The sequence below is a fragment of the Phenylobacterium sp. genome (assembly GCF_031412415.1).
Lineage (GTDB): Bacteria > Pseudomonadota > Alphaproteobacteria > Caulobacterales > Caulobacteraceae > Phenylobacterium.
This window is the reverse complement of sequence record NZ_JANOCX010000077.1, coordinates 25,044-33,952: the sequence shown is the minus strand read 5'-3', so window position 1 is coordinate 33,952 and position 8,909 is coordinate 25,044. Positions and strand designations below refer to the sequence as shown.

The 8,909-nt window shown below is 68.5% G+C and carries 7 protein-coding genes and 1 tRNA gene; 3 read left to right on the top strand and 5 right to left on the bottom strand.

Features of this window, described 5'->3' with window-relative positions:
• Window positions 1-219: 219 nt before the first annotated feature.
• The gene (locus RMO04_RS03935) at window positions 220-867 is read left to right on the top strand and encodes a TetR/AcrR family transcriptional regulator (RefSeq protein ID WP_309643489.1); all 648 of its coding nucleotides are present in this window, start codon (window positions 220-222) and stop codon (window positions 865-867) included.
• A 5-nt stretch (window positions 868-872) separates the two neighbouring features.
• Here RMO04_RS03935 and RMO04_RS03930 read toward each other — a convergent pair whose 3' ends face one another.
• A complete protein-coding gene (locus RMO04_RS03930) occupies window positions 873-2,057 on the bottom strand; it encodes a serine hydrolase (protein WP_309643488.1) in 1,185 nt (394 codons plus the stop codon).
• 95 nt (window positions 2,058-2,152) lie between these two features.
• Here RMO04_RS03930 and RMO04_RS03925 point away from each other — a divergent pair, with 95 nt between their 5' ends.
• The gene (locus tag RMO04_RS03925; RefSeq protein ID WP_309643487.1) at window positions 2,153-3,265 is read left to right on the top strand and encodes an NAD(P)/FAD-dependent oxidoreductase; all 1,113 of its coding nucleotides are present in this window, start codon (window positions 2,153-2,155) and stop codon (window positions 3,263-3,265) included.
• Here the strand turns inward: RMO04_RS03925 and RMO04_RS03920 are convergent.
• Genes RMO04_RS03920 through RMO04_RS03910 form a run of 3 tightly spaced genes read right to left on the bottom strand, consistent with a single transcriptional unit; the run spans window position 3,262 to window position 7,236 of the window.
• Window positions 3,262-4,476 (bottom strand): PQQ-dependent sugar dehydrogenase, encoded by a 1,215-nt coding sequence (locus RMO04_RS03920; protein WP_309643486.1) that lies wholly within the window; start codon window positions 4,474-4,476, stop codon window positions 3,262-3,264. The genes RMO04_RS03925 and RMO04_RS03920 overlap by 4 nt on opposite strands.
• 40 nt (window positions 4,477-4,516) lie before the next feature.
• The gene (gene asnB / locus RMO04_RS03915) at window positions 4,517-6,208 is read right to left on the bottom strand and encodes an asparagine synthase (glutamine-hydrolyzing) (protein WP_309643485.1); all 1,692 of its coding nucleotides are present in this window, start codon (window positions 6,206-6,208) and stop codon (window positions 4,517-4,519) included.
• Complete coding sequence (locus tag RMO04_RS03910) at window positions 6,208-7,236, bottom strand: glycosyltransferase (protein ID WP_309643484.1); 1,029 nt, start codon at window positions 7,234-7,236, stop codon at window positions 6,208-6,210. The genes asnB and RMO04_RS03910 overlap by 1 nt, the downstream gene beginning before the upstream one ends.
• A gap of 96 nt (window positions 7,237-7,332) precedes the next feature.
• On the opposite strand from RMO04_RS03910, the gene RMO04_RS03905 reads away from it, so the two are divergent.
• A tRNA-Met gene (locus RMO04_RS03905) sits at window positions 7,333-7,409 on the top strand.
• 288 nt (window positions 7,410-7,697) lie between these two features.
• On the opposite strand, the gene RMO04_RS03900 is transcribed toward RMO04_RS03905, so the two are convergent.
• Entirely contained in the window at window positions 7,698-8,876 is a 1,179-nt protein-coding gene (locus tag RMO04_RS03900; RefSeq protein WP_309643483.1) for an acyl-CoA dehydrogenase family protein, read from the bottom strand.
• Window positions 8,877-8,909: the final 33 nt, after the last annotated feature.

Below are 8,909 nucleotides of genomic sequence, written 5' to 3'. Positions count from 1 at the left end.
GAGCGCCTCGCCATAGGCCTGGGCCGCGGCGGCGCTGGCGCCGGTCAGGGCCAAGCCCGCCTGGTCTCTCTGTGACATCTGTTCTCTCCATATCTCGGGGCGGGAGACGTATTTCGTCGGGTCATCCGGCTCTAGCGGATGCGCGGTCGGTTTTAGCGGGCCGCGGATTTTCGTGTTATCTGAAGGGCTTGGATCACCACCGACCGGCGGGCGAAACCGATGTCGAGCGAGCTACTCGATAAAACCATACCGACGGTGCAGTCGAAGGGCGCGCGAACGCGCGAAAGGCTGCTGGATGTCGCCTACGACTCGATCATCCGCAAGGGGTTCAGCGCCACCTCCATCGAGGAGCTGGTGGCGGAGGCGGGCATCACCAAGAGCGGCTTCTTCTACCATTTCCGCGACAAGAACGATCTGGCCCGCCAGATCCTGGAACGCTTCCACGTCGAGAACGAAGTCTTCCAGCAGGCCCTCATCGCCCGGGCTCGCGAGCTGTCGGCCGATCCGCTGCATGCCTATCTAGTCTTCATCAAGCTCTATGCCGAGGCGATGTCGGACATGGTGGAGAACCATCCCGGGTGCCTGGTGGCGACCATCACCTTCCAGGATCAGGCCTTCGATCGCGAGGTCACCAGGCTGAACGCCGAGGGCGTGCTGGCGTGGCGCAAGACCTTCCTGACCTGGCTCGAGGAGATCGCGGCGCTCTATCCGCCGAAGATTCCGACGGACCTGGTCGGCTTGGCCGACGGCGTGTTCGGGGTCACCGCCCAGGCGCTGATCCTCTCCAAGGCGCTGAGGGACCCCAGCGTGGTTTCCCGCGACCTGCTCAGCTATCGCGACCGCATCCGCTTGACCTTTGGCGCCTGATCGCCTTAGCGCGCGGCGGTCCTGACCGCCTCGGCGAACGCCGCCTGGGCCTTCCAGAGTTTGTCCTGGGAGGCTGCCGGCCAGGCCGAGTTGACGGCGATCACCAGCCGCTCGACGGGATAGATGAAGATCTGTTGGCCGAAAATCCCCTCGGCGGCATAGCCGCCGGGGATGATCCACCAGAAGTAGCCGTATCCGGTCTCGACCCCGCCCGGCGCGAAGGTCTGGTGGGCCTTGGTGGCGTCGGCGACCCATCCGGCCGGCAGCACCTCCTTGCCGCCGACCTGGCCGCCTTCAAGCATGAACTGGCCGATCCGGGCGTAGTCGCGAGCGGTCATCGACATACAGCAGCCCCCGCGCTCATGCCCGGCGGAATCCAGCACCCAGATGGCGTCCTCTTCGAAACCGTAGGGCGCCCAGATCTTCTCCGAGAGATACCGCGACAGCGACTTGCCGACCGCCTTCGAGACGAGGATTCCGGCCAGATCCGTCTCGCCGGTCTTGTAGACGAACTTGCTTCCGGGCTCGGCCTCGCGCGGCAGCTTGCGCATGTAGCTTACGATGGGGTTCATCCCCGGCTCGGACGCCGCGAACCCGGCCCGGGCGACGTCGGAGTTGGGGTCGGTGTAGTCCTCGTTCCACTTCACGCCCGATGTCATGGTGAGCAGTTGCCGGACGTTGACGCCCTCGTAGGCGCTGCCTTTCAGCTCCGGAATGTAGCTGGTGACGTCCTCGTCCAGGCTCTTGATGTGGCCGTCCTTGATGGCCGCCCCGACCAGGGTGGCGGTCATCGACTTGGCGACCGAGAACGAGGTCCACCGCTCGGCGGGCTTGCGGCCCATGCCGTAGCGCTCCAGCACGATCTTGCCGTCCTTCAGCACCACCACGGCCGAGGTCCGCATGGCGCTCATGTAGCTCGCGACCGTCTGGCGCTGGCCGTTCCAGGTCCATGTCGGATCGATGGGCGTCCCGGCTGGCAGCTCGCGAACCTTCGTCCCGCGCGGCGCGGTCCCCACCGGGGCGACCTTCTCCATGTTCCTATAGCCATAGAGCTGCTGCTCGGGCGTCCAGGTCAGGATCGCCCCGCCCGCCATGGGCGGCGCAGGCGGGTCGGCGGCGAGGGCGGGCGTCGAAAGCGCCGCCATGACCGCCAGGGCCAGGATCGTCCTGCGAATCGTCTCGCTCCCCACGTTGTTCTTTGGGGACAGGCTAGAGCGTGAGGCGAGAGTCGCCTACCACCGCTTCTCCGTTTGCAGTCCGCGACCATTCCGCTACCCCTCGACCCATGGCTGATTTCGATTTCGATGCGGTGGTGGTGGGCGCGGGCGCGGTGGGCCTGGCCTGCGGATATGCGCTGTCCAGGCGCGGTCTCGTGGTGGCGGTGCTGGAGGCGGGCCCGATCATCGGTGAGGGCGTCTCGGCGCGGAATTCCGAGGTGATCCATGGCGGGCTCTACTATGCCACCGGGTCGCTGAAGGCGCGGCTGTGCGTCCAGGGTCGCCGGGCGCTCTACGCCTTCCTCGACAGCCACAAGGTGGCCTACGACCGCTGCGGCAAGCTGGTGGTGGCGACCACGACCGAGGAAGTCGGGCGCCTCGACGCCATTCTCGATCAGGCCCGCGCCAACGACGTCGAGGGAATGGAGCAGCTGAGCAAAGGCCAGGCCCTGGCCCTGGAGCCGGAACTGGCCTGCGAGGGCGCGCTGATCTCACCCCAGAGCGGCGTGTTCGACAGCCATGGCTACATGCTGGCCCTGCAGGGTGAGATCGAGGCTGCGGGCGGGGCGGTCGTCACGTCCACTCCGTTCGAGGGCGCGAGCCCGCTGGACGGCGGCGGCTATTCTGTTCGCGCCGGCGGCGAGGAGCCGACCACGCTCACCTGCCGGCTGCTGGTGACCGCGCCGGGCCTCGCGGCCCAGGCGGTGGCGGCGACCATCGAGGGCTTTCCGAAGGCGACCATCCCGCCCCTGCACTACGGCAAGGGCGTCTATTTCCGGCTGACCGGCAAGGCGCCGTTCGCGCGGCTGATCTATCCGCCGCCGATCCCGGGCGCGCTGGGCACCCACTACCGCCGCGACCTGGGGGGCCAGGCGGTGTTTGGGCCCGACCTGCAGTTCGTGGACGCCCCGGACTACACGGTCGACCCCGGGCGCGCGGGCGAGTTCTACAGCTACATTCGCAAGTTCTGGCCGGGGTTGCCGGATGGGGCGCTCGCCCCCGACTACGCCGGCGTCCGGCCCAAGCTGCATGGGCCGGGCGAGCCGCAGGGCGACTTTCGCATCGACGGGCCGGAAGCCCACGGGATGGCGGGCCTCGTCACCCTCTTCGGGATCGAAAGCCCAGGCCTGACCTCCTCGCTGGCGATCGGCGAAGAGGTCGCTGGGCGACTGGGGCTCTAGGACTTCGGCACGATCTTCAGCACCCGGCCCTTGACGTTGTCGGTGGCCAGCCAGACCGCGCCGTCCGGTCCGACGATGACGTCGCGGATGCGTTCGCCGATCTCGGTGAACAGGTGTTCCTCGCCCACGACCTTGTCGTTCTTCATGACCAGCCGCACCACCCGCTTGCTGGAGAGGCCGCCGATCAGCACGCTGTCCTTCCAGGCCGGGAACGCCTTGCCCTGGTAGAAGGCCATGCCGGCCGGGGCGATCACCGGGTCCCAGTAATAGGCCGGCTGTTCCATGCCGGGCTTGGCGGTCAGGCCCTCGCCGACCGGCTGGCCGGAGTATTCCTCGCCATAGGTGATGGTGGGCCAGCCATAGTCCTTGCCCTTCTGAGGCTGGTTCAGCTCGTCGCCGCCCTTGGCGCCGTGCTCGACCTCCCACAGCTTGCCGGTCTTGGGATCGAGCGCCGCCGACAGGATGTTGCGGTGGCCGATGGACCAGATCTCGGGCCGAACGCCGGGATTGCCGATGAAAGGGTTGTCCTTTGGGATCGTGCCGTCGGCGTTGATGCGGACCACCTTGCCCAGGGTCCCGTCCATCCGCTGGGCCTGGACCCGGCCCGGCAGGATCGAGCGTTCGCCGAGCGCGACGAACAGCGTGCCGTCGCGGGCGAAGACCAGGCGACCGCCATAGTGCATTGTCGAGGCGATCGACGGCGTCTGGCGGAAGATCACCTGGACATTCTCCAGGGTGTCGCCGGTCAGCTTGCCGCGCGCCACGGCCGCGTGGTTGGTCCCGTCGGCGGCCGGCTCGGCGAAGGCCCAATAGACCAGGCCATTTCGGGCGAAGGCGGGATCGACCGCCAGGCCCAACAGGCCGCCCTGGCCGCGAGCGTCGACGGCGGGCAGGCCTTTCACGGGTTCCGACAGCTTGCCTTCGGTCCCGAGGATACGCAGGCGGCCCGGCTTCTCGCTGATCAGCAACCGGCCGTCGGGCAGGAAGGCCAGCCCCCACGGCTTGTCCAGGCCCTCGGCGGCGGTCTGGACCTCATAGGCGGCGTTGGACACCACGCCCGGCGCGCGGGTCTGGCCGGCGAAGGCCGGGGTCTGGGCCTCGCCGTTCGGCGGACGGGTTTCCAGCGACGCCCCCGGCGTGGGCTGGGCCTGGGTCCCGCCGCAGGCGGCGAGGGCCGTGGCGAAGACCGTGGAGACGAGGAAGCTGCGCATGGAAAACTCCGGTGGCTGAGGCGGGGAAATCGTTAGGGGGTCAGATCGTTCCGGCGACGGCGGCCAGCGCGTCGGCGGGTTCGGCGCCCTCCAGATGGATCAGCGACCAGACGGCGTAGAACAGAAGCGGCCACCGCTCCCCGCCGTCGGCGGCGAAGACGGCGGTGACGGCCTCGGGCGCGCGGATCCGGCGCACAGCCTCGACCCTGGACACTCGCCGGGCGATCTCGGTCGCGCGTGGCGCGATCCAGGCGTCGACTGGGACCGTGAAGCCCTGCTTGCGCGCCCAGGGCTCGGCCGAGGGGCAGGCGCGTTCAAGCCACTTGCGCAACAGCCACTTGCCGTGACGGCCGCGCACCTTCAACCGGTCGGGCAGGGGAAAGGCGAAGGCGGCGACCTGCGGATCGAGGAACGGGGTTCGACCCTCCAGGCCGTGGGCCATCAGGCAGCGATCCAGCTTGGTCAGCAGGTCGTTCGGCAGCCAGGTGGCGATATCGGCCCACTGCGCCTGCTGCAGCCGTGTCAGTCCGGCGGGCGGCCTGGCCTGCGCGCGCCATCGGGCCAGGACCGGCGCCTCGGCGTCCCGCGGTTCGGCCGAGCGTCCCCCTAGCCAACCCGGCCGCAGGGCGCGGCGATAGCGGCCGTAGCCGCCGAACAGCTCATCGCCCCCTTCGCCGGTCAGGACCACGGTCAGGGTCCCCTTGGCCGCCTCGGCGAGCTTGTAGGTGGGCAGGATTGCGTAGTCCGCGGTGGGGTCGTCCATCGCCCAGGCGACCTGGGGCAGGATGCGCCAGAAGTCGGCCTCGTCGAAGGTCGTCTCGCGCCAGTCGAGGTCCAGCGCCCGGGCGACCCGTTCGGCCTGGGCCCGTTCATCGCGCGCACCGGGCGCATCGAAGCCGCAGGTGAAGGCGGTGACCGGACGTTCGTTCAGCCGCGACATCAAGGTGGCGATGGTGGCCGAGTCGATCCCGCCGGACAGGAACAGGCCATAGGGCACGTCCGAGCGCTGGTGGACCTTGACGCTGTCCTCCAGCACGTCGTCCAGGCGCGCGAGCAGTCGGGTCTCGTCACTATCATGGGAAATCCCCCTGGTTACGGCGATCCGGCGCCCGCGCGGTGTGATCCTGCCGTCCACGACCTCGACGATCTCGCCTGGCGCGAGCCGTCGCAGGCCGGTGAAGATCGTCTCCTCGCCCAGGGTGTAGTTGAAGGCCAACAGTTCCCGCGCCCGATCCTCCGACAACTCCGCCCCGATCAGCCCGGCGGCGAGGAACGCGCGGGGCTCGGACGCGAAGGCGACCGATCCCTCGTGCTCCAGCAGGTAGAGCGGCTTGATCCCGAAAGGGTCGCGGACCAGCCAGACCCGGCCATCATTCCCGATCATGCAGAAGGCATACATGCCGCGCAGGCGCTCGAAGGCCGCCGGCCCCTCCTGGGCGTAGAGGTGCAGCAGCGGTTCGAAGTCGGACCCTGTGGCGAGGCGATCGCGCAGGCCGAACTCATCGGCCAGTTCGACATAGTTGTAGATCTCGCCGTTGCCGATCACGGTCGAGCCAGCGCCGTGCAACGGTTGCCAGCCGCCCTCCAGGTCGATGATCGACAGACGCGCGTGGGCCAGCGACAGGCCCGGGCTGTCCTCGACGAAGACGCCGTTGGGTCCGCGATGGGTGATGGCCTCTATCAGCGGCCGGGCGGAACCGCCCGGTCCGATCACGCCGGCTATGCCGCACATCAGCTCGCCCCGTAGTCGGCGAACAGGTCGCGCCACTGGGCGACGACGGCGGCCTGGGAGAACTCCGCCTCCACCCGCGCCGCGCCGGCCCTCGCCAGGCCGGCCCGCAGCGCCGGATCGGCTAGCATCCGGTTGACCGCGGCGGCCAGGGCCTGGGCGTCGTCGACCGGAACCAGCAGGCCGTCCTCGCCGTCGCGGATCAGCGCGGCCGGTCCCTGGCTGGCGGCGGCCACCACGGGCAGGCCGTGGGCCCAGGACTGGATCACCACGTTGCCCAGCGGCTCATAGCGCGAGGGGAAGATGCAGACATCCGCGGCCCGATAGAGCGCCGAGGCGTCGGTGCGCCAGCCCAGGAACCGCACGCGGTCGGCCACGCCCAGGGCCTGGGCCATGGCCTTCAGCTTGGCTTCCAGCGGCCCGACCCCTGCGATCCATAGATGGGCGTCCGGAATAGCCGCCAGGGCGTTCAGCGAGATGTCGTGAGCCTTGGAGTCGTGCAGCCGGCCCATGGCCAGCAGCAGCGGGGCGTCGGCCGGAGTGTCCAGGGTGGCGCGCTGGGCCGGCGCGGCTTCGGCCGGCGCCTCGGCGAAGTTGGGGATATGGCGCACCTTGCCGGCCGGCCAGCCTTGGCCCACCACCCACTCGGCGATGTCCTCGGTGTTGGCGACTAGTTCGTCGAAGCCGCGATAGTATTTGAGGTTGTAGTAGCCGCCCAGGCGACCGACCCGGGCCCAGGGCCCTTTCGGCGTGTGCCGCGCGGCGCGGTTCATCCAGGCCAGGGCCAGCTTCACATCGTGCTTGCGCGAGAACCCGGCCAGTTTCGGCTTGGTCAGGATGTCGATCGGACCCCCGAACCGGAACAGGCCGGAGGGTATGTCCATGCGGCTTAGCGCGGCCTCGCGATTGGGGTTCGCGCGGATCGCGCAGGCCTGATCCACGCCGGCCCGCGCTAGTCCGCCGACCAGGTCGAGGAAATAGGTTTCCGCGCCGCCTTCGCCAGCCGTTCCGAGAAGATGCAGGACGCTCATGCCACCCGGAACGTAGCCGGGGAACGCGTCGCACCCAAGCCGCTTGAAGAGGGGAAAAACCCACCCTATAACCCGCCCCTCGCCGAAAGGCCCGGCGGCTGGGTAGCTCAGATGGTTAGAGCGGTGGATTCATAACCCACAGGTCGGCGGTTCGATCCCGCCCCCAGCTACCAACAAAATCAATAACCTAGCGTTTTTCCGCCCGGCCTGTTCTGAAGTTGGGGCACACATGGGGCGCAGACCTGAGGCACGTTCTCCCTGTCGCGGCCCATTCCGCGTCGATGTCGAACGGAAGATCTCTGTTTTCGGGTGAAATTTGCCTCGAAAGATGAGCCCGCGGCCTCTCCTTCTGGATCGTTTGGTCAAATTCGGCGTCGAGATCGGAATGGCGTGGAGTCGATGCTGTCGCGCATCGCCGGCGCTGCTTGCACAGATCATGAGCGGGAAGTCGTCGCCGGTCTTCACAGCTTCAGAACGTGCTTGGCGATGATGTTGCGCTGAACCTCATCCGAGCCGCCGGCGATGCTGGCGGCTCGCCCTTCCAGGTAGCGCACCACCTCGGGGCGCGCCCACGATGGCCCCACCACTGGGAACGGAGGGCCATCCGTCTCCGGAAACCAGGGCGCGGCATAGGGTCCGGCGCACTCGACGAAGAACTCCGTCATGCGCTGGACGACGTCGGTGCCGACCAGCTTCAGCAGGGAGGACTGCGCCCCCGGCGCTCCGCCAGCGGCGACCTCTGACAGGGTTCGGAGCTCGGTGATCGCAAGGGCCTGGAGTTCGATCTCGGCCATCGCGACGCGTCGCGCGAAGCCCGGATCCCTGAGCAGGGTGTCGCCCTCAGAACCGGGCAGGGCGGCGGCGACCTCGCCGATCCGGCGAACCAGATCCGTGGACAGGGACACGAAGGCCTGACCGGTTCGCTCGTGCGACAGCAGCCCCTTCGCCACAGTCCAACCCTCGCCCTCGCGACCCACGCGGTGCGCCGCGGGCACGCGGACGCCCTCGAAGGTCACGCTGTTGAACATGTGGCGACCATCGATCGAGATGATCGGCCGCACGGTGACGCCCGGCGCATGCATGTCGAGCAAGAGGAAGGTTATCCCAGCCTGCTTCTTGGCCTCATCGGAGGTGCGGGTGAGGCAGAACATCCAGTCGGCGCGGTGCGCGCCACTGGTCCAGAGCTTCTCGCCGTCCACGACATAGTGATCCCCGTCGAGGACAGCTCGGGTGCGCAGCGCGGCCAGATCCGACCCCGCGCTGGGTTCGGAGTAGCCCTGGCACCAGCGTACGCGGTCGTGAAGGATGTCGGGCAGGAACCGGTCCTGCTGCCAGGTTGATCCGTAGGCGAACAGGATCGGGGCCAGCATCCCCATGCCCATGCCGCCCACCTGCGCCGGCAGACCTGCGGCGCTGACCTCCCGTTCCCAGATGAAGTTCTGCGTCGCTGTCCAGCCAGGACCTCCGAACGCCTCGGGCCACTTGTTGGCGGCCCACCCCTTGCCGATCAGCGCGCCATGCCAGCGACGCTCGTGCTCAGCTCCCCCATCGTAGCGTTCGGGCGGAGGAAAGGCGGCGGCGATCAGCTCGCGCACCTCGGTTCGAAAGTGGGTCTCGGAGTCCGAGAGGCCAAGGTCCATGGACAGCCTGTTGTGTTCTATTGTACCATTCGT